Genomic DNA, 20,299 nt, shown 5'->3' with positions numbered 1-20,299 from the left:
ACCTAACTTCTTTGCTCCAACTGAATTTTGAGGTAGGAGTTTTACTGTCCGTTAACGCGGGATAAATGGCTGTCGGAAATTCCGACAGCCTACAATGAACAACTTCCGCCTTCTTTTATTACAAGTAATTCCACAGCTAACTTCTCGCATTTTTCAAGCGCAGGTACTTCCTCAAAAGACATAAAGTATATATGTTGAATCTTCTTTGCGATATATTTCGAATCGTCAAACACACTGACGACGTTCACAACATCGCTCGCTTCTGTTTCATAAAACTCCGGTCCCATTTGAAACGGATCCCAATTCTTCACAACCTCTATCATCTTTTCATATGTACCCATTCGCTTCCCGCCTTTTCACTTTTTAATACTTTTCTTTATCCTATCACATCAGCTATTCTATAAGAAGAGAGAGTACTTTCATAACTTAACGGTTTTACAGAAGAAGGGGGCAAACTTATGCAACTATTTCATAAAACAGTCAATCGACGTGGAACTCATAGTACAAAATGGGATACGTATAAAAACGAAGAACTTATCCATGCTTGGATTGCTGATATGGATTTTGAAGTACCACAACCAATTCAAACTGCTTTAAAGAAACGTATCGAGCATCCTATTTTCGGCTATACACTTCCTCCCGAAAATATTGGAGATATTATTTGTAACTGGACAAAAAAACAGTACAACTGGGATATTCAAAAAGAATGGATTGTCTTTAGCGCGGGAATCGTTCCAGCTCTTAGTACGAGCATACAGGCCTTCACAAAAGAAAATGAATCCGTTCTCGTACAACCACCTATTTATCCACCATTTTTCGAAATGATTACAACAAACAATAGACAATTATGCGTGAGTCCATTATATAAACAAGATGGCGCATATATGATAGACTTCGATCATTTAGAAAAACAATTTGAACAAGGTATGAAACTCATGCTTCTTTGTAGTCCTCACAATCCTATCGGACGCGTTTGGACGAAAGACGAGCTAACGAAGCTCGGAGCATTATGTACAAAATATAATGTAATTGTTGTCTCAGATGAAATTCATGCCGATATTATTTACGGAGATCGTACTCATACACCATTTGCTTCTCTATCAGAAGAATTAGCAGCACGTACGATTACTTGTATGGCTCCGAGTAAAACATTTAATATCGCTGGATTACAAGCATCGATCATTATCATTCCAAACGAAAAACTCCGTCAAGCCTTCACATCTATCCAATATAGACAAGGTTTCCACGGATTAAATACATTTGCCTATACAGCGATGCAAAGTGCCTATACAGAATGTAACGATTGGCTAAATGAAATTCGATTATATATAGAAGATAACGCTAGGTTCGCTTGTAAATATATTAATGATCACATACCTGCTCTTTCTGTAACGAAACCAGAAGGTAGTTTTTTATTGTGGATTGATTGCTCTCGCCTACAGCTTTCTCAAGACGAACGTACCACATTACTTGAGGAAAAAGGAAAAATCATCGTTGAGCCTGGTGAAAAATACGGATTAGGCGGCGAAGAACATATTCGAATTAACATCGGCTGTCCAAGATCTGTTTTAGAAGAAATTTTAAATAGACTGCGCCATACGTTTTCATGATAAGAAAGGAGGCTATTTTGGCTATCCTCCTTTCTTATATTTTGTCGGTAAGTCGATATATTTTAAAAATCGCTAATATATTTCGAGTTACGGTCGATATATTCCAATAATCGCCGATATATTTTGAGTTGCGGTCGATATATTCCAATAATCGCCGATATATTTTGAGTTGCGGTCGATATATTCCAATAATCGCTGATATAATCGTTTCACAAAAAAAGCTACCGCGCACGGTAGCTTTTACTTTTTCTTCATATCCGACGCTTTTTTTACAATAACACCACAAGCAATTCGATCACCTGATTTACCTGTCGGTTGTGTCATCCCATCATCAGCGTTTTCTGTAATAATAATAGACGCTCCATCTTTTCTATGAATTGTCGTTTTTCCTTCTTCAAGCGTTATGTGCGGCGCATCGATTTCTGCCTTAATTTTTCCAGAACCGTCTGCGATTACGTTCGGTAAATCACCGTTTTCTGGGCCCTTCGGATTAAGAAGGCCATGCTTTTTATTATCAGGGTTAAAATGATTCCCAGCTGATTCAAAACGTGGTGCTTTACACTCACCAATTTCGTGTACATGTATGCCGTGCGGGCCAGGTGCGAACCCTTCCCCTTTAATCGTAATTTTCACTCCGCTTGTTTGCTGCACTACTTTCGCAGTCCCCACTTCATCGCCTGAAGCATTATGTAATTTCACGTCGATTTCTTTCGGCTTTCCTTGGTCACAACCTGCCATCAGAAATAATAAACAACAACTGAAAAAAAGCCGTTTTTTCATTCTATTCCCTCCAAAATACATTCTGTCCTTAGATTGTCCGAGCATAGAGGGAAACATACAAAAATGAGTTACTGTTTCTTTTCAGCTAACAGTTTTTCTTCAACTTTCTGTAATTGCTCTGCTTCTCGTTTTGATACACGAATGAACATGCGCCACGTAGCAATCGCGCCAATAATAAATAGAACACAAACAATCCCTGGAATAATATATTCTGTTTTATCTTCCGGAAAATATAAAGGCATCATACGGAACACCACTCCTTATTATAGGATTCAAAAAACATCAGAATTTTCTGTTATATTATTAAAATTATAGTTGAACCGATTCATATTCTCAAGGGGTCGTTCCGAAAGCGAATGATTTCTTTGACTCCTCCTCTTACTTTCCTTACTATAAACTTGAGGTGAAAAATATGAGAGAAACAATTGAAATTGGTGAGATCGTTACTGGTATTTATAAGACTGGAAAATACATCGGTGAAGTTACAAATAGCCGTCCTGGCAGTTACGTCGTAAAAGTATTAGCTGTTTTAAAACATCCAGTGCAAGGTGACTTACATAACGTAAAACAAGCGGACGTACCATTTTTCCATGAAAGACGCGCTTTAGCTTTCCGTGAACAGACGAACATTCCAGAGCAAATGGTGAAGAAATATGAAGGAGAAATTCCGGAGTATACAGAGTCACTCAAATTGTCATTAGAAACTCAAATGAATTCATTTTCTGAAGATGATTCACCTTTTGCGGTTCGTAGTCTAGAAACATTAGAGCAGTTAAAAAAAGACTACAAACTATAAAGTGAAACTTTAATCAGTGGGGGTTTCATCCCCCACTGATTATTAGTTGAACCAATCGGGCTTTTACGGGCAGCCCGACCCCCACCTAACTTCTTTGCTTTCGCTGAATTTTGAGGTGGGGGTCTTACTGCCCGTTAATGCGGGATAAAAAACAAAACGACCAAATTACATACTGTGCAATTTGGTCGTTACTGTGTACTCACTTTCTTTAACACTTTTGAAAAATCAATGAGTTCTCCTAATGTTGGAGGTGCTGGTTTCACTAAATACTCTTTATCTTTTTCTACTAATTTAAAAATATTATACGTCGTCATCGCATCATCTAGCGCACAATGATGCTTACCCGTCCCAACTTTTCCATACGCCTCAATCGCTTTCCACAATCCTGTTTGATTTCTCTCACCAAAAAACTTCTTATACTCCATTGATAAATCACGGCACTGTCCTAAGAAAGGAAAGTCGACTCCCGCCATTTCACAATTATGCTTCAACACTTTCATATCCATATTTCCCCACGTAACAATGGTTGGTTTACATCTCTTTTCATATTCTACAAGTTTTTCAACAAGTTCTGGAAACGAAATTCCTTTATCTACAGCTTCTTGTTTAATTCCTAAAAATTTCTTACATCGATCCGTTAAAGAAGGAAAAGTTTTCGGCCTAACATGAGCTGAATATGTGTCTTCTACCTTACAGCCAACAACCGAAACGAGTCCTACCTCAATAATTTCCGGGAAAAATCCTTTTGGTTTTTTTCTGTGCTGGGGCATCGTAAACTCAAAATCCAAAAATAAAAATCGTTGTTCATCCATACGATCCCTTCCTTATCATCTTTGTCATTCCTTTCTATTTGACACTCCTACACGAACAAGCTCGAATGCTAATTCCATTTTAAATATTCAGATTGGATGTATCTTATATATATGTCAAATGCCCGCAAATATTTTTAAAAATACGAAAAAATGACCTTTGCAGAAAATATAACAAAATAAGCCCTTTCATTTACATCCGACATTTTTCTAATTTATAATGACGTTATGTGTGTTTCATCTAGTTAATTTTTGACACACTAATAAAAGTGAATGAAAGGAGATGAGAGTTTTGCACGAAACAACGCAAGAGCTCGCAAACTGGCAGTATTATTTTGCTATCGCAGTCTTTTTAATTACATATGCCATTATTATTTCTGAAAAAATTAATCGCGCTGTCATCGCACTTCTTGGTGCAGCACTCATGGTAATTATGGGGGTCGTTGATTTACACAACGCCTTTACGAAACATATTGAATGGGGGACGATTACACTACTCATCGGTATGATGATTTTAGTGAACATTACGAGTAAATCGGGTGTCTTCCAATACGTTGCCATTAAAGCAGCAAAAGGAGCACAAGGAAATCCAATTAAAATTTTAATTTCACTTTCCTTACTTACTGCGCTTGGTTCCGCATTTTTAGATAACGTTACAACTGTACTTCTTGTTGTTCCAGTTACTTTATCTATTACGCGCATACTGCAAGTAAATCCTGTTCCTTATTTACTTTCTGAAATTATTTTTTCAAACATTGGAGGAACAGCAACATTAATTGGTGATCCACCTAACATTATGATCGGTTCTGCAAATAAGCATTTAGATTTCAATGCGTTCTTATTTAACTTAGCACCTATCGTAATCATTATTATTGGTGTGACAGCGACAATACTTTACTTTAAGTATCGCAAACAATTAATTGCTGATCCTGTACAAGTTAAAAAATTAATGAGCCTCGATGAAAAGCAATACATTAAAGATCCATTATTAATGAAAAAATCTTTAACAGTACTTGGACTTACGATTGTAGGTTTCATGACTCATTCAATCTTCCACGTTGATGCAGCTATCATCGCTTTAACTGGTGCTACTGTTCTTATGCTAATTGGTGTGAAAGAACATGAAATTGAAGAAGTATTCGCAAGTGTTGAATGGGTAACAATCTTCTTCTTCGCAGGACTATTCGTACTCGTTGGAGGACTTATCGATATCGGTCTTATCAAAATGTTAGCTCAAAAAGTAATTGGCATAACGGGCGGAGATATTTCTTACGCATCTATCCTTATTTTATGGGTATCTGGTATCGCCTCAGCAACAATTGATAACATTCCATTCGTTGCAACAATGATCCCACTTATTAACGATATGGCAGTTGGGCTAGGATTATCACCTTCTGACGCACAAATCGACGTATTATGGTGGGCATTAGCATTAGGTGCTTGTCTGGGTGGAAACGGAACATTAATCGGGGCTTCTGCTAACGTAATCGTTGCAGGTATCGCAAGCCGCGAAGGACATAAGTTTAGCTACATGGACTTCCTAAAAGTTGGTTTCCCAATTATGATCGTTTCATTAATCATTTCTCATATTTATATTTATGTACGCTACCTTATGTAGTAAAAAAGGGCTGTCCTATGTGGCAGCCCTTTTTTCTTAGTCAACGAAATATCACTTTACCAACAAAAAGCTGTTCCAAAACATCTTCGGAACAGCTCCCCACATATATCTACTCGTTATACCTTACCGGCTCATTCCGAATAATAAATAAGTGAATCGGTAAGAAAACCGAAAACGTGATTGTATGAATAATTGTAAATAATATAGAGTTCGTTCCGTACCTATCTAAAATTGCGTAGATAAGATAAATAGATAGTACAATCGATACAGCTGTTGCTATTAAATATAGAATTGGTACGAAGTTAAAAATGAAACACGCGACATATATGCCGAATACTTTCCATCCTGCTTCTTCTTTTAAGAAGTCTGGTAATTTATCTTTCGCTAAGTCGCCCCATATCTTACTATTTACAAAAGGAATAAACGCAAGAGCACCATCCGTTGCACCATCATTTTTCGCCATCGTATACAGTGCAAAAGCCGTTAATAAATACGCAATAATTGCCCAAATCAATACAACAAGAATAAACGCAAAACTAAGAGCAAAGAAACCTGCTAGTAAACCCTGATCTTCCATCTCATCCTCTCCTCTCTACTCTCAACATATTTCGTTGCATTGCAAGTTATGTTTTAAAATTTATCCAAACTCTCTGTATAATAAAATAAGCAAGATAATAAGAGAGGAGAACCTACTTATGCACCCATTTGTAAAAGCTTTACAAGAGCACTTCACAGCAAATCAAAATCCTAAAAAAGCAGAACCGATGGCACGTTATATGAAAAATCACTTCCCGTTTCTCGGTATTCAAACTCCCGAGAGAAGACAGTTGTTAAAAGACGTTATTCAAATACATACTCTCCCAGATCCAAAAGACTTCCAAATTATCGTACGTGAACTTTGGGATTTACCAGAACGTGAATTTCAGGCAGTAGCACTCGATATTATGCAAAAATATAAAAAGCATATTAACGAAACTCATATCCCCTTCTTAGAAGAACTGATTGTTACGAAGTCTTGGTGGGATACTGTTGATAGCATCGTTCCTACATTTTTAGGTGGTATCTTTTTAAAACATCCAGAATTAATTTCTGCCTATATTCCAAAATGGATTGCATCAGATAACATATGGTTACAACGCGCCGCTATTTTATTCCAGCTAAAATATAAACAAAAGATGGATGAAGAACTTCTTTTCTGGATTATTGGACAACTACATTCTTCAAAAGAATTTTTCATTCAAAAAGCGATTGGCTGGGTCCTTCGCGAATATGCAAAAACAAAGCCCGATGTAGTATGGGAATACGTGCAAAATAACGAACTTGCCCCGCTCAGTAAACGTGAAGCAATTAAGCACATTAAACAAAATTACGGAATAAATAACGAAAAAATAGGCGAGACTCTATCATAGATAGACGCGTTCCTCTATTGAGATTTAAAAAAGAACGTGTTAGAATATGTTCATTATTATTAATATAAGTAGCGATGACGGACTTATAAGTACTTGCACAAAAAGCGATTCAGGGATAGTGAAAGCCTGAAGCTGCAAGGAAACGGCAGTCTCGAGCAATACGTGATAAAGTGGATGCACCTTTTGTGTATCAACTAGGGTGGAACCGCGGGCAAACGCTCGTCCCTAGGCAATTAAGCCTTGGGATGAGCGTTTTTTTATGTTTTTCAAAGCATATACTGTTCGTTTCACCAGCACCTGAGCACGTCATCGCCAATACGTTAACTTTCAAAAGGAGGATTTTCTTATGTATTCAATGGAACAAGTAGTAAACTTAGCGAAACATCGCGGTTTTGTTTTCCCTGGTTCTGAAATTTACGGTGGTCTTGCAAACACTTGGGATTACGGTCCACTTGGAATCGAATTAAAAAATAACGTTAAAAAAGCTTGGTGGAAAAAATTCATTCAAGAATCTCCACATAACGTTGGTTTAGACGCAGCTATTTTAATGAACCCAAAAACTTGGATCGCTTCTGGTCACGTTGGTAACTTCAACGATCCAATGATCGACTGTAAAAAATGTAAAGCGCGTCACCGTGCTGACAAATTAATTGAAGATGCATTAGATGCAAAAGGCATCGAAATGGTTGTTGACGGTCTTACTTTCGACCAAATGGCTGACTTAATGAAAGAACATGAAGTAAAATGTCCTGATTGCGGTAGTGAAGAATTCACTGAAATCCGTCAGTTCAACTTAATGTTCAAAACATTCCAAGGTGTTACAGAGTCTAGCACAAACGAAATCTTCCTTCGTCCTGAAACAGCACAAGGTATTTTCGTAAACTTTAAAAACGTACAACGCTCTATGCGTAAAAAGCTTCCATTTGGTATTGGCCAAATCGGTAAAAGCTTCCGTAACGAAATCACGCCTGGTAACTTCACATTCCGTACACGTGAATTCGAACAAATGGAACTTGAATTCTTCTGTAAGCCTGGTGAAGATTTAGAGTGGTTCGCATTCTGGCGTGAAACTTGTAAGAACTGGTTACTTTCACTTGGTATGCACGAAGAAAGCATGCGTCTTCGTGACCACGGTGAAGAAGAGTTATCTCACTACAGTAACGCAACAACTGATATTGAATTCAAATTCCCATTCGGTTGGGGCGAACTATGGGGCGTAGCATCTCGTACAGACTTCGATTTAAAACGTCACATGGAACACTCTAACGAAGACTTTAACTATATTGATCCACAAACGAATGAGCGTTACGTACCATACTGCATCGAGCCATCTTTAGGTGCTGACCGCGTAACATTAGCATTCTTATGTGATGCATATGAAGAAGAGCAATTAGAAAACGATTCTCGTACAGTTCTTCGTTTCCACCCTGCTTTAGCGCCATACAAAGCAGCTATCTTACCATTATCTAAAAAGCTATCTGAAGGTGCTACTGAAGTATTCGCAGAATTAGCTAAAGACTTCATGGTAGACTTTGACGAAACTGGTTCTATCGGTAAACGTTACCGTCGTCAAGACGAAATCGGTACACCATTCTGTATCACTTACGACTTCGACTCAGTTGAAGACAAAGCTGTTACAGTACGTGACCGTGACACAATGGAACAAGTTCGTATGCCAATTAGCGAACTAAAAGGTTTCTTAGAGAAGAAAATCCAGTTCTAATTATAAGAAAAAGAGGCTGCTCATGAGAGCCGCCTCTTTTTTACTTTTCACGTTTTTCTTTAATTGCTACTGTACATCTTGAGATACATAATAAATCGTCATTCTCATCAATAATACGCACATCCCAAACCATCGTTGAATTTCCTCTATGTATCGGTGTCCCGATTGCTGTTACAATTCCATCTTTCTTTGAGCGAATGTGATTTGCATTAATTTCTAGACCAAAACAGATGCATTTCTCTTGATCAATTAAATTGTATGAGCCAACGCTTGCTACTGTTTCTGCTAATGCAAGAGATGCACCACCGTGTAGAAAACCAAACGGCTGATGCGTACGCTCATCAACAGGCATCGTAGCAACCACCTTATCTTCTGTCATCTCTAACAACTCAATTCCAAGTGAATCCATTAAAGTTTTTGCCATATCGCTTCCCCCTTCTCTCACTGTAATTAAATGTATAATTTTACCTGTTTTTTTTCAAACTACGTATAACACTTATATAAGGAGGTTTCACTTAAATGAAACAGAAATTTTATATACTATTACTTATGTTCTCCTTGCTGACTATTGTACCAAATTGTGCACTAGCCGCCAAAACATCTAATCTGACAATCGATGTTCAGACTGTAACGCAAAAAGGTAAGAAGCCTTATATAGAATATCAAATTAACAGACCTTCTTTTCACAATTTTTCCGATTCTAAATTTCAAAATAAGCTCAATTTCTATTACAAAAAATCTACTGACAAATTTAAAAACAAATTAGAAAAAGACGCAAAAAAATATTATAAAGAAACAGAAGGATCTAGTACGCCATTTCATCCTTACGTGGCGAATGTTGATTATAAAGTCTCCTTAAATAAGCCACCTTTTCTCAGCCTATATTTGAATTACTATCAATATACAGGTGGTGCGCACGGTCTTTATACGTGGAAAGCAAACACATTTGATTTAAACGAAAAAAAGTTACTACGCTTAAATGATTTATTTCAACAAGAAGATACATATAAAGAAGTAATTCGTGCTGAGATTGTAAGACAAATTAAACAAAATGAAAGCATTTATTTTCCCGATGCAACTGAAAAGGTCATGAGCACGAAAAAGTTCCACTTCTTTTTAGAACCGGACAATCTAGTCATTTATTTCCCTTTATATGAGATTGCTCCTTATTCTAGCGGAATTCCGCAATTTCGTATTCCGTATACGTTGCTAAGAGATTATTTGAAGCCTTCTTATCAAAATATTTTGATTGACAAGAAGTAAATATTTTCGCTACGATAATGTTAACCTAAAAACAACAGGAGGTTAACATTATGAGAAGACTTCATGTTTTAGATTTAGCATTAGCTGCCATGTTCGTTGCTCTTATGGCCATTGGTGCAAATATTGTATCTTGGGCACCATTCTTACAAGTAGCGGGTATCCCATTATCTATGCAACCATTTTTCGCAATTTTAGCAGGGCTTCTTCTTGGAAGTAGACTTGGCGCATTATCAATGACGGTTTACATGCTTGTTGGAGTAGCAGGTGCACCAATCTTCGCTAACTTCAAAGCTGGATTTGGAGCACTGTTAGATCCTACTGGTGGTTTTATTATCGCATTTATTATCGTTGCTTACGTATCAGGGAAACTCGTAGAACAAAAGGAAAAACCAACATTCATTACATTTGCAATTGCCTCTTTCACAGGAATCATTTTAACTTATATTATCGGTACTACTTATATGTACGGGGCAGTCAATCTCTTCATGGGTGGTAATATGAGCTATAAAGCTGCTTGGATGATTATGATGTGGTTCGCAGTAAAAGATATTGTATTTACAATTATCGGTGCTATTATCGCACCTCGCATATACTACGCTGTACGTCGTTCTGCTTATCAGCATTCTCATTCGACGATTTCATAAGAAAAAGGAGTTGTTCCTACTGGAACAACTCCTTTTTTATATTAAGACTCTTGATTCGTATGTTCTTCTAAAATTTTCTTCATCATTACAACCATGTCATCACGTAATTCTGGGTGTTGCAGTGCCATTTCGATTGTTGTTTGAACGAATCCTAACTTTTCACCTACATCATAGCGCTTTCCTTCGAAATCGTAAGCGAATACACGTTGAATTTCGTTTAAGCTTTGAATAGCATCTGTTAACTGGATTTCGCCACCAGCACCAACATGTTGCTGTTCTAAGAACATGAAGATTTCAGGTGTTAAAACGTAACGCCCCATAATTGCTAAGTTTGAAGGTGCTGTACCTGCTGCTGGTTTCTCAACGAAATTACGAACTTGGTAACGGCGTCCTTCTTGCTCTAATGGGTCAATAATTCCGTAACGGTGTGTTTCATCTTCTGGAACCGTTTGTACACCAATAACAGAAGAAAGCGTTTTATCATATTCTTCAATTAATTGACGTAAACATGGTTTTTCAGCCTGAACGATATCATCCCCTAATAAAACAGCGAATGGCTCATCACCGATGAATTTACGTGCACACCAAACGGCGTGTCCTAATCCTTTTGGTTCTTTTTGACGGATATAGTGAATATCTACCATTTTTGAAGAAGCCTGTACTTTTTCAAGTAACTCATACTTTTTCTTTTCTAATAAGTTTTGCTCTAACTCAAATGCATTATCAAAATGATCTTCAATAGAACGCTTCGTTTTACCAGTAACGATAATAATATCTTCGATTCCTGATTTTACTGCTTCTTCTACAATGTATTGGATAGTTGGTTTATCTACTATCGGTAACATTTCTTTTGGCATTGCTTTTGTAGCTGGTAAAAAACGTGTTCCTAATCCAGCTGCTGGGATTATCGCTTTTCTTACTCTTTTCATCACAAAATACCCTCTCTTCTGTCAGAATCAATAACCATTATTTCCTTACATAGAACAAAAGGGAGGCTTCACTCCCTTTTGTTCTCTACTACTTAAAATTACTTTATATTATAAACGATTCATAATATCTTCTTTAATAGTAAGTAACTTTTGTTCACTATTTTGTAAAGAACTATCTTGTACACCAAAGTAGAATTTGATCTTCGGTTCAGTTCCAGATGGACGTAGGCAGAACCAAGAACCATCTTCTAACTGATATTTTAACACATTTGATTTCGGTAAGTGAATCTCTTCTTTATGTCCATCTTGTAAAGATGTAACGATGCTCGCTTTATAGTCTTCAACTGCTACAACTGTTAAGCCCGCTACTTCTTTCGGAGGATTTTCACGGAATGTTGCCATCATTTCTTGAATTTGTTCCGCTCCATCTTTTCCTTTTAGTGTTAACGATACAAGATCTTCACGGAAGAAACCGTACTTCGCAAATACTTCTAATAGACCATCGTATAACGTTTTGCCTTGTGATTTGTAGTATGCAGCTACTTCACATGCAAATAGAACAGATTGTACTGCATCTTTATCACGGCAGAATGGACGGATTAAATAACCATAGCTTTCCTCGTAACCGAATTGGAATTCGTATTGTCCGCTTTCTTCATACTGTTTAATTTTCTCACCGATAAATTTAAATCCAGTTAACGTATCAACTGTATCTAAACCGTATGCTTTCGCGATTGTACGGCCAATTTCAGACGTTACGATTGTTTTTAATACAACACCGTTCTCTGGAAGTGTTCCGTTTTCTTTCTTTTGAGATAATAAGTAATCAAGCATTAATGCACCTGTTTGGTTACCAGTTAATACTTGGAACTCACCATCGTGATTACGAACTGCTACACCAAGGCGGTCTGCGTCAGGATCCGTTGCGATTAACACATCTGCGCCTACCTTCTCACCGTCACGAATTGCATACTCAAATGCAGCATGTTCTTCCGGGTTCGGTGATTTTACTGTAGAGAAGTTCGGATCTGGTAACTCTTGCTCTTTTACAACTGTTACATCTGTAAATCCAACTTCTTCTAAACCACGGCGTACAGAAAGATTTGATGTTCCGTGTAGTGGTGTGAAGACGATTTTTAAGTCTTTCCCAACCTTTTGTACCATTTCTTTATTAATAATGACATTGTTCAATTCTGCAGCATATGCATCATCTACTTCTTGTCCAATAATATGTAATAAACCGTCAGCTTTTAATTGCTCCACATCAGCAACCTCAACTGTTAACTCATCTTCTACTGCGTTTACGTAGCTAATTAATTCATCAGCTTCTTTTGGAGGCAATTGCCCACCATCTTCACCGTATACTTTATAACCGTTATATTCCGGCGGATTATGGCTTGCCGTAAGAACGATTCCACTCACTGTATGTAAATGACGAACTGCGAAAGAAAGCACTGGCGTTGGACGTAAGCTTTCAAACACATATGTTGTAATACCATGCGCACCAAGTGTAGCAGCTACTTCCATTGCGAACTCAGGTGATTTATGACGAGAATCATACGCTACCACAACACCACGCTTCTTCGCTTCTTCACCTAACTTTTTAATAAACTTCGCTAATCCTTGTGTTGCTTTACGAACTGTATATACATTCAAACGGTTCGTACCAGCACCAAGTTCACCACGCATACCACCTGTGCCGAATTCTAGATTTTTATAAAAGCTATCCTCAATTTTCTTCTCATCTTGCTTCATGTTTTCTAACTGTTCTTTTAGTTCTGCGTCTAACTCTGCATATGAAAGCCAGCGACTAAATTCTTGTTTCCAGTTCATACTTCTATCTCCTCTCGCTTGTCATACCTTTATTATATGAAAAAAACAACCTGTATCTCAATATTTTTTACAATCTAACAGGATTTTACTAGGAATATTTGTATACACTATGACTAAATACTCCACTAAAGGGAATGAGGATTATGCAGGAATGGGGCTTGTCAGAAGAGCTCAAAATACAAACAAAGCAAATGATTGAAATTGCTGAAAAAGAATTATCAATTATGAGAAAAGCAATTGATAAAGAAGATGAATGTATTTTGTGCAAGATGGAAGATATTCATCATATGTTAGCAAATGTACAAACACTGGCAGCTACATACTATATTCAAGCGTATTTATCACCTTATACGGAAAGCTCACAGTTCATTACAACAGCTGTCCAACATTTAAGCGCCAGAAAACACGGTGCTCTTATTGTTGTGGAACGAAACGAGACACTTGAATCTTGTATTCAAACTGGAACAACATTAAATGCTCATTTAACCGCACCACTGCTCGAATCGATTTTTTATCCAGGTAACCCTCTCCATGACGGAGCCGTTCTCGTTAAAAATAATCATATTGTTTCAGCTGCTAATATTCTTCCATTAACAAGAAGTACAGAAGTTGATCCTGAGCTAGGAACACGTCACAGAGCTGCAATTGGCTTATCAGAGAAAAGCGATGCACTTATTTTAGTTGTCTCTGAAGAAACGGGACGCACTTCATTTGCTTTAAACGGGACTTTATATACGATTTCCTTGTAAAATGAAACGAGTTACTGTGTGAGAAGACAACCATAGTCATACCAATAAAAAAAGGCTGTTCCAAAATGTTGGAACAGCCTTCTCTTATGATCTTATTCTTCTCCGAAACGTTCAACAAGTGTTGCAAGTGTACGTACCATCGCACCTGTTGCTCCAGCTGGTCCTAAATCATGCGCTCCTGATGATTCAGATGTTCCAGCGATGTCTAAGTGTACCCACGGTGTATCTTCAGCGAATTCACCTAGGAATGTACCTGCCATAACCGCATGTCCTTCACGGCCTGGTGAGTTATTTAAATCAGCAAACTTACTGTTTCGAACGCGCTCTTTATCACGATCAAAAATCGGTAATTGCCAAATTGATTCATCTGTTTCCATAGATGCCTCTAGCACTTGCTCAAACAGTTCTTCATTATTTGTCATTGCGCCTGTCGTATGATTTCCAAGTGCAACAATTACTCCACCTGTTAATGTCGCAACATCAATCAAATAGTTTGCACCTAATTTTTTCGCATACGTAATACCGTCAGCTAATGCTAGACGACCTTCTGCATCTGTATTTAATACTTCAATTGTTTTTCCGCTCATAGATGTAATTACATCGTCTGGCTTAAATGCTGTACCACTTACAACGTTATCCGTTGATGGAATAATAGCAATCACATTTTGCTCTGGGCGAAGTTCACCGATAATTTCCATCGCACCTAATACAGCAGCTGCACCGCCCATATCACCTTTCATACCGACCATGCCTTCACGCGGTTTTAAAGAATAACCACCTGTATCGTATGTAATTCCTTTTCCAACAAATCCAATGACATCTGTCCACTCTTCTTTACCTTTATAAATAAGAGCAATCATTTTTGGCGGCTCTGTACTACCTTGGTTTACTGCAAGTAATGCACCCATACCAAGCTCTTCCATCTCTTCTTTCTCAAGAACTTTATAATCCATATCATACTTCTCCGCTAACTCAACAGCATACTCGGCAAGCTTTGTTGCTGTTAATACGTTTGGCGGCATATTTACAAGTGTACGAGCTGAATTTGTCGCATGTCCATGTACGTAACCAACTGTTAATGCCGCTTCGATTTCTTGTGCATCTTCCGCTGTAATAGCCGTGAACTTCTCTAATTCCACACGATCTTTTTTATCTGATTTATACGTTTCTAATTCATATGTACCAAGATTTTGTACTTCTGCTGCAATGTGAGCTACATCAATCACGTCTAGTTTCTCTGTTACGAAAGAATCCAGTAAGATTGCTGCATCTTGTACTTTTGCTGCTTGCAGTGTTTTAAAAGCCTTACCAAGAGCTGCACGTAACGTTTCCGTCGTATAAGATTCTTTCTTACCTAAACCAACGAAATAATAACGTTTCACATTTGTTTTTCCTAAACTATGTACTTTTGAAATAGCTTTCTTCTTAGTAGAAAGTTCTTTCTCTTCTAATAAAACTTGTAATTGTCCTTCAAACGCTTTGTCCAGTTCTTGTACAAAACTACTCGTTTTCTCTTCTTCAAATAAGGCAACAATTACCGCTTCATGGCTTGCTAATTCTTTTTGTACTTGAAACATGTTCAGACCCCCTAAATTTCTCTACTCTACCTTTATTATAACTTTATTTTCGATAAAATGCGACAATTCTAACTTCTACTATTATCTCTATTATGAAATAAAAAAAGTCTAGCGTAATTACCACTAGACTATCTTTGTTTTAAATATTGACCACGGAACACTTGCATCGTTTCGTCTTCATTTAACATCGTTAACTCTTCTTCTGTAAACTTACCATTTCCTATTTTCACTACGTATACATTTACTTTTTTCTTACCCCATTGGCTATAAACATCTTTCACCGTATCATAATATAAATCGAGACGGTTTCCTTTTATAGCACCGCCCTTATCAGCTACTACACCATACCCATAATCTGGAACGAAGAGAATCGTTCCAATCGGGAATACACGTAAATCCGCAGCGATTGTGGAATATAAATCCCTTTTCGCCTTAACACCTGAATATGTAATACCATACTCCGGATGTCCCGGCCTCTTGCCAGTTGACTCAATTCCCGATGTATAACCTGTTGCGGTCATTTCAATTGAACGATATTTAGACCAGTCATTTGCCTGCTCTAAAGCATTTATCACTTCTTTACTCGGAGCAACATTTCTCTTAACTTCTGCTGCATGTACTTCTTTTGCACTCGTTCCCTCATATTTCTTTACAATCTCTAATAAAGAAACTCCTGTGAAAGCATTCCATGTTACGCATAATGCGGATACAAGTAAACAAGTCATCATAATGCGAATACAATATCGTTTTAACATTTTTATATTCCACACTCCTTCATCGTTAATCATTCCCTATACAATGAAGGAATATGCAAAAAAATAATCTCCAAATGAATTGGAGATTAAAACATTTGATATCCGCTTTTCCGAAGTTTCTTAATGACAATTCCAGCTAAAGCAGCACCTACTAATCCAGTCGATAAAATAAATACATCCGCTTGTCCTAAATGCGATACACTTGTCCCAAATGAAGAAAATGTTTCTTTTGGCTTTGAAAAATAATCCCACATACTCGCCTTATTAATAATAAGCATACAAACAATCGGATACACAATAACCATTACCCATGTTGCTCGCAATATCATGTTGAGTAAAAATCCAATTCCAAAAAACAAAATGAAAAATAACATCATTGAAATAAGTAGTACCGGTATACTCACTCTTTCTCCCTCTCCTTCGTATGCGCCGTAAATACATGATAGGCTGTATAACCAAATTGCTCTCCTGGATTTAATGTTTTGTCCATCTCAAGATGTAATTCTGATTTTCTTTCTAACAAATATTTAATAAGTACAGACGTATTCGGATCGTCCGCAATCGTATCTGGATGTAGAAATGCTACTTCAGACAATTCTTTCTCCTGTACAATAATGTTTTCTCCTTCAGGCTCCAAAAGGAAAATAATCATATTATCACTAATCTCATTTCGAATCACGCCCGATCGAACACCAATGATCCCCTTCACATGAGCGACAATGCCTGTCTCTTCTAACACTTCACGTTTCACAGCTTCATCAACCGTCTCACCTTCATTTACAAAACCAGCCGGCAAAGACCATTTCCCTTTTAATCCACTGTATTTCTTCTTAACGAATAACCACCTGCCATCTTTTGTAGCTACTAGGCCACTGACAGCTAACCACACTTTCCCTCGCTTCTCCATGATGTAATAACCTCCTCTACTAGAACGGACAGAATATTCTTTCTTTTTTATATATTATACTATATTTTTTAAATGAAAAAAGCAGAAACAGCTCTTAGCCGTTTCTGCTTTTCTCTACTATATATTAAAAGAACTTTAATTTACCTTTTTTAAGAACTAATAAAGGTCCACCTAATAAGAATAGGTAACGGTTATCGATAACTTTCTTCATGAAAGAAGCTTTCCAACCTGTTAACTTTTTGCCCATAACAACGCCCATTGCATCGTCATGACCTAAAGAACATACAGATCCTTTATTATCGAAAGCGAATTTCTTCATCTCGCCCTTGCCACGAACTAACACAGTTAAGTTGTGTGCAATGTTGTAACCTTGTTGAATTGCGATTTGTGCTGTTGGTGGGTATGGACGGTTAATTTCTTCGTTAATGATTAACGCTGCGTCACCAACCATGAATACTTCTTCGTATCCCGGAGCGTGCATGTACTCATCAACTTTTACACGTCCGCGCATTGCTTCAAAGCCAGACTCTTCCACGATACCGTTACCACGAACACCTGCAGCCCAAACTACTGTTTCAGACTTAATTAATTCAGTATCATCGCCATTTGCAACGATAATACCTTCTTCAGTTGCTTCTTTAATTGCTGTACCGATGCGGAATTCTACGCCTTTTTTCTCAAGTTGTTTTACAGCGTATTCTACTAATGCTGGATCAAAACCTGGAAGTGCTGTTGGAGCAGCTTCTACACAGATGATACGTGCTTTTTCACGTGGTACATTATACTGTTTGCAAAGTTCAGGAACACGGTTCGCAAGCTCACCTACGTACTCGATACCAGTAAATCCTGCACCACCAACAACGATTGTTACTAACTCATCACGTTGTTCAGTTGCATACTTAGCGAAACTAGCTTCCATATGCTCACGAATTTCACGAGTTGCATTAATGTTAGCAATTGAGAATGCATGCTCTTTTAATCCTGTAATTCCGAATGTTTCTGATTCGAAACCAAGACCGATTACTAAGTAGTCATACTCTAACTCGCCGTCTTTTAAGATAATGCGTTTTTCAGCAGCTTTAATTTCTACTACTGTATCTTGTACAAAGTTCACTTTATTTGTATCAATAACGTCTTGAATATCTAGACAGATTTTTTCATCTTGTAATGTACCAGCTGCGCTCTCGTGTAACCAAGTCGCTTGGTAGTGATAGCTGTTGTTGTTTACTAACGTAATTTCAGCTTCATTTACAGATAATGCTTTTTGCAGACGAACAGTCGTAATCATCCCGCCATAACCTGCACCTAAAACTACGATTTTTGGAGTCTTCACCAAATCACAACCCTTTTCTTTATATAATAGTAATGAAAAATAATACCAAGTACCAAAAAACTCTATTTGTCAAGAATGTGGAATTTATCACATTCTATATCATAACAAAACGCAGTCAAAAAATCGTACGAATTTTGTCATAGAAATTTAACATAATACTTCCCTATATTAGTCGGTTTTATTCCAGAATTCAAGCGTCTGGAGAATTATCAATATTTTAAAATAACATAGCGTTTTCAAGGGTTTTTCAGCCTTTTTTTCATGTATTTTCCTTTCACCCTATTTTATACAATTAAAAAAGCATCTATGCGAAAACTTACACACAATTCAGTCGTTTTCAGAAGTATTATGAACTCAAATATGCTATCATTTATTTGAAAGTGTCATCATTTGCAGGATTTTCGTGTACATATGAACAATATATGAAATCAATATCAAAATTCCATCTATAGGGGGAATGAAAGTGGCAGAAAATCAAAAAGTTTACGACATAACAATTATTGGTGGTGGTCCGACAGGGCTGTTCACAGCATTTTATGGCGGTATGAGACAAGCAAGTGTAAAAATCATTGAAAGCTTACCTCAACTTGGCGGACAATTATCCGCACTCTACCCTGAAAAATACATTTATGATGTAGCTGGATTTCCAAAAGTGCGCGCACAAGAGTTAGTTGATAACTTAAAAGAGCAAATGAAGAAATTTGATCCAACCGTTTGTTTAGAAGAAGCTGTTGATACGCTTGAGAAACAAGCTGACGGTATATTTAAACTTGTTACGAATAAGCAAACCCACTATTCTAAATCAGTTATTATTACTGCCGGCAATGGTGCTTTCCAACCACGCCGTTTAGAATTAGAAGGTACAGCAAAGTATGAAAAGAAAAACTTACATTATTTCGTTGATGATATGAATAAATTTGCTGGTAAGCGCGTCGTAGTATTTGGCGGCGGCGATTCAGCTGTTGATTGGACAATGATGTTAGAGCCGATCGCTGACAAAGTTACAATCGTTCATCGCCGTGATAAATTCCGTGCGCATGAACATAGCGTAGAAAGCTTAATGAATTCTCGTGCAGAAGTAAGTACACCGTACGTTCCAGTAGAACTCATTGGTGATGACAAAATTGAACAAGTCGTTCTTCAGCATGTAAAAACGGAAGAAAAAATTATTATCGATGTTGATGATGTAATCGTAAACTACGGCTTCGTTTCTTCCCTTGGACCAATTAAAAACTGGGGCTTAGATATACAAAAAAACAGCATTCTCGTGAACTCGAAAATGGAAACAAATATTCCTGGCATTTACGCTGCTGGTGACATTTGTACATATGAAGGAAAAGTAAAACTCATTGCTTGCGGCTTCGGTGAAGCACCAACAGCAGTAAACAATGCAAAAGCTTACTTCGATCCAAGCGCAAAACTGCAACCGATGCACAGCTCTAGTATGTTTTAATATAGAAATGATAAGAACTCCTTTTACGCAAAAGGAGTTCTTTTGTTATTGCGCTACCTCCCCCTTCCAAAATATGTTACAATAAACAAGAACAAACGTTCTATATAATAA

At 37.3% G+C, this 20,299-nt stretch carries 22 protein-coding genes; 9 read left to right on the top strand and 13 right to left on the bottom strand.

Annotated elements, in window-relative coordinates; all coding sequences use genetic code 11:
* Nucleotides 1-89 precede the first annotated feature (89 nt).
* Nucleotides 90-341 (bottom strand): YugE family protein, encoded by a 252-nt coding sequence (locus VF726_RS29455; RefSeq protein ID WP_000537644.1) that lies wholly within the window; start codon nt 339-341, stop codon nt 90-92.
* 117 nt (nt 342-458) lie between these two features.
* Between VF726_RS29455 and VF726_RS29450 the strand changes: the two genes are divergently transcribed.
* Nucleotides 459-1,610: a MalY/PatB family protein gene (locus VF726_RS29450; RefSeq protein ID WP_440173802.1), complete on the top strand. Its 1,152-nt coding sequence runs from the start codon at nt 459-461 to the stop codon at nt 1,608-1,610.
* A 240-nt stretch (nt 1,611-1,850) separates the two neighbouring features.
* On the opposite strand, the gene sodC is transcribed toward VF726_RS29450, so the two are convergent.
* Both sodC and VF726_RS29440 read right to left on the bottom strand, forming a co-directional pair.
* On the bottom strand, nt 1,851-2,390 hold the full coding sequence (gene sodC, locus VF726_RS29445; RefSeq protein ID WP_440173801.1) for a superoxide dismutase [Cu-Zn]: 540 nt from the start codon (nt 2,388-2,390) through the stop codon (nt 1,851-1,853).
* A gap of 68 nt (nt 2,391-2,458) precedes the next feature.
* Nucleotides 2,459-2,635, bottom strand: coding sequence for a hypothetical protein (locus VF726_RS29440; protein ID WP_255181860.1), 177 nt, complete (start codon nt 2,633-2,635; stop codon nt 2,459-2,461).
* 167 nt (nt 2,636-2,802) lie between these two features.
* Here VF726_RS29440 and VF726_RS29435 point away from each other — a divergent pair, with 167 nt between their 5' ends.
* Nucleotides 2,803-3,186, top strand: a complete 384-nt coding sequence (locus VF726_RS29435) for a kinase-associated lipoprotein B (protein WP_440173799.1) — start codon at nt 2,803-2,805, stop codon at nt 3,184-3,186.
* 188 nt (nt 3,187-3,374) lie between these two features.
* Here VF726_RS29435 and kapD read toward each other — a convergent pair whose 3' ends face one another.
* Nucleotides 3,375-3,998: a 3'-5' exonuclease KapD gene (kapD, locus tag VF726_RS29430; RefSeq protein ID WP_440173798.1), complete on the bottom strand. Its 624-nt coding sequence runs from the start codon at nt 3,996-3,998 to the stop codon at nt 3,375-3,377.
* Nucleotides 3,999-4,287: 289 nt separating this feature from the next.
* Between kapD and VF726_RS29425 the strand changes: the two genes are divergently transcribed.
* Nucleotides 4,288-5,613, top strand: coding sequence for an ArsB/NhaD family transporter (locus VF726_RS29425; protein WP_440173797.1), 1,326 nt, complete (start codon nt 4,288-4,290; stop codon nt 5,611-5,613).
* 109 nt (nt 5,614-5,722) lie between these two features.
* On the opposite strand, the gene VF726_RS29420 is transcribed toward VF726_RS29425, so the two are convergent.
* A complete protein-coding gene (locus VF726_RS29420) occupies nt 5,723-6,190 on the bottom strand; it encodes a hypothetical protein (RefSeq protein WP_440173796.1) in 468 nt (155 codons plus the stop codon).
* A gap of 118 nt (nt 6,191-6,308) precedes the next feature.
* Here VF726_RS29420 and VF726_RS29415 point away from each other — a divergent pair, with 118 nt between their 5' ends.
* Both VF726_RS29415 and VF726_RS29410 read left to right on the top strand, forming a co-directional pair.
* Nucleotides 6,309-7,022: a DNA alkylation repair protein gene (locus VF726_RS29415; RefSeq protein WP_440173794.1), complete on the top strand. Its 714-nt coding sequence runs from the start codon at nt 6,309-6,311 to the stop codon at nt 7,020-7,022.
* Between the two features lie 346 nt (nt 7,023-7,368).
* On the top strand, nt 7,369-8,745 hold the full coding sequence (locus VF726_RS29410) for a glycine--tRNA ligase (RefSeq protein WP_000287143.1): 1,377 nt from the start codon (nt 7,369-7,371) through the stop codon (nt 8,743-8,745).
* Between the two features lie 40 nt (nt 8,746-8,785).
* Here VF726_RS29410 and VF726_RS29405 read toward each other — a convergent pair whose 3' ends face one another.
* Nucleotides 8,786-9,169, bottom strand: a complete 384-nt coding sequence (locus tag VF726_RS29405; protein WP_001140608.1) for a hotdog fold thioesterase — start codon at nt 9,167-9,169, stop codon at nt 8,786-8,788.
* Between the two features lie 95 nt (nt 9,170-9,264).
* Between VF726_RS29405 and VF726_RS29400 the strand changes: the two genes are divergently transcribed.
* Together VF726_RS29400 and VF726_RS29395 are read left to right on the top strand one after the other, a co-directional pair.
* Entirely contained in the window at nt 9,265-10,008 is a 744-nt protein-coding gene (locus tag VF726_RS29400) for a DUF3298 and DUF4163 domain-containing protein (RefSeq protein WP_440173791.1), read from the top strand.
* Nucleotides 10,009-10,058: 50 nt separating this feature from the next.
* Nucleotides 10,059-10,652 carry a biotin transporter BioY gene (locus VF726_RS29395; protein ID WP_440173789.1) on the top strand — a complete coding sequence of 198 codons (594 nt, stop codon included), beginning with the start codon at nt 10,059-10,061 and terminating at the stop codon, nt 10,650-10,652.
* Between the two features lie 41 nt (nt 10,653-10,693).
* On the opposite strand, the gene galU is transcribed toward VF726_RS29395, so the two are convergent.
* Nucleotides 10,694-11,581, bottom strand: coding sequence for a UTP--glucose-1-phosphate uridylyltransferase GalU (gene galU, locus VF726_RS29390; protein WP_000832653.1), 888 nt, complete (start codon nt 11,579-11,581; stop codon nt 10,694-10,696).
* A 108-nt stretch (nt 11,582-11,689) separates the two neighbouring features.
* Nucleotides 11,690-13,414 (bottom strand): phospho-sugar mutase, encoded by a 1,725-nt coding sequence (locus VF726_RS29385; protein WP_440173787.1) that lies wholly within the window; start codon nt 13,412-13,414, stop codon nt 11,690-11,692.
* Nucleotides 13,415-13,557: 143 nt separating this feature from the next.
* Here VF726_RS29385 and cdaS point away from each other — a divergent pair, with 143 nt between their 5' ends.
* Nucleotides 13,558-14,163: a sporulation-specific diadenylate cyclase CdaS gene (gene cdaS / locus VF726_RS29380; protein ID WP_105989947.1), complete on the top strand. Its 606-nt coding sequence runs from the start codon at nt 13,558-13,560 to the stop codon at nt 14,161-14,163.
* 92 nt (nt 14,164-14,255) lie between these two features.
* Here cdaS and pepA read toward each other — a convergent pair whose 3' ends face one another.
* From pepA to VF726_RS29355, 5 genes are all read right to left on the bottom strand, one after another.
* The gene (pepA, locus tag VF726_RS29375; RefSeq protein ID WP_440173786.1) at nt 14,256-15,740 is read right to left on the bottom strand and encodes a cytosol aminopeptidase; all 1,485 of its coding nucleotides are present in this window, start codon (nt 15,738-15,740) and stop codon (nt 14,256-14,258) included.
* A 128-nt stretch (nt 15,741-15,868) separates the two neighbouring features.
* Nucleotides 15,869-16,495, bottom strand: coding sequence for a 3D domain-containing protein (locus VF726_RS29370; protein ID WP_140386927.1), 627 nt, complete (start codon nt 16,493-16,495; stop codon nt 15,869-15,871).
* Between the two features lie 86 nt (nt 16,496-16,581).
* Entirely contained in the window at nt 16,582-16,899 is a 318-nt protein-coding gene (locus VF726_RS29365) for a YuiB family protein (RefSeq protein WP_000027015.1), read from the bottom strand.
* Nucleotides 16,896-17,402 (bottom strand): NUDIX hydrolase, encoded by a 507-nt coding sequence (locus VF726_RS29360; protein WP_440173784.1) that lies wholly within the window; start codon nt 17,400-17,402, stop codon nt 16,896-16,898. The genes VF726_RS29365 and VF726_RS29360 overlap by 4 nt, the downstream gene beginning before the upstream one ends.
* 124 nt (nt 17,403-17,526) lie before the next feature.
* Complete coding sequence (locus VF726_RS29355; RefSeq protein WP_440173783.1) at nt 17,527-18,735, bottom strand: NAD(P)/FAD-dependent oxidoreductase; 1,209 nt, start codon at nt 18,733-18,735, stop codon at nt 17,527-17,529.
* A 463-nt stretch (nt 18,736-19,198) separates the two neighbouring features.
* On the opposite strand from VF726_RS29355, the gene VF726_RS29350 reads away from it, so the two are divergent.
* The gene (locus VF726_RS29350; protein WP_166688319.1) at nt 19,199-20,188 is read left to right on the top strand and encodes an NAD(P)/FAD-dependent oxidoreductase; all 990 of its coding nucleotides are present in this window, start codon (nt 19,199-19,201) and stop codon (nt 20,186-20,188) included.
* Nucleotides 20,189-20,299: the final 111 nt, after the last annotated feature.

Source organism: Bacillus sp. Brlt_9 (assembly GCF_051948935.1).
In the GTDB taxonomy this organism is placed as follows: domain Bacteria; phylum Bacillota; class Bacilli; order Bacillales; family Bacillaceae_G; genus Bacillus_A.
Note: the sequence above shows the minus strand (reverse complement) of the source record. Positions and strands in the feature narration are given on the sequence as shown.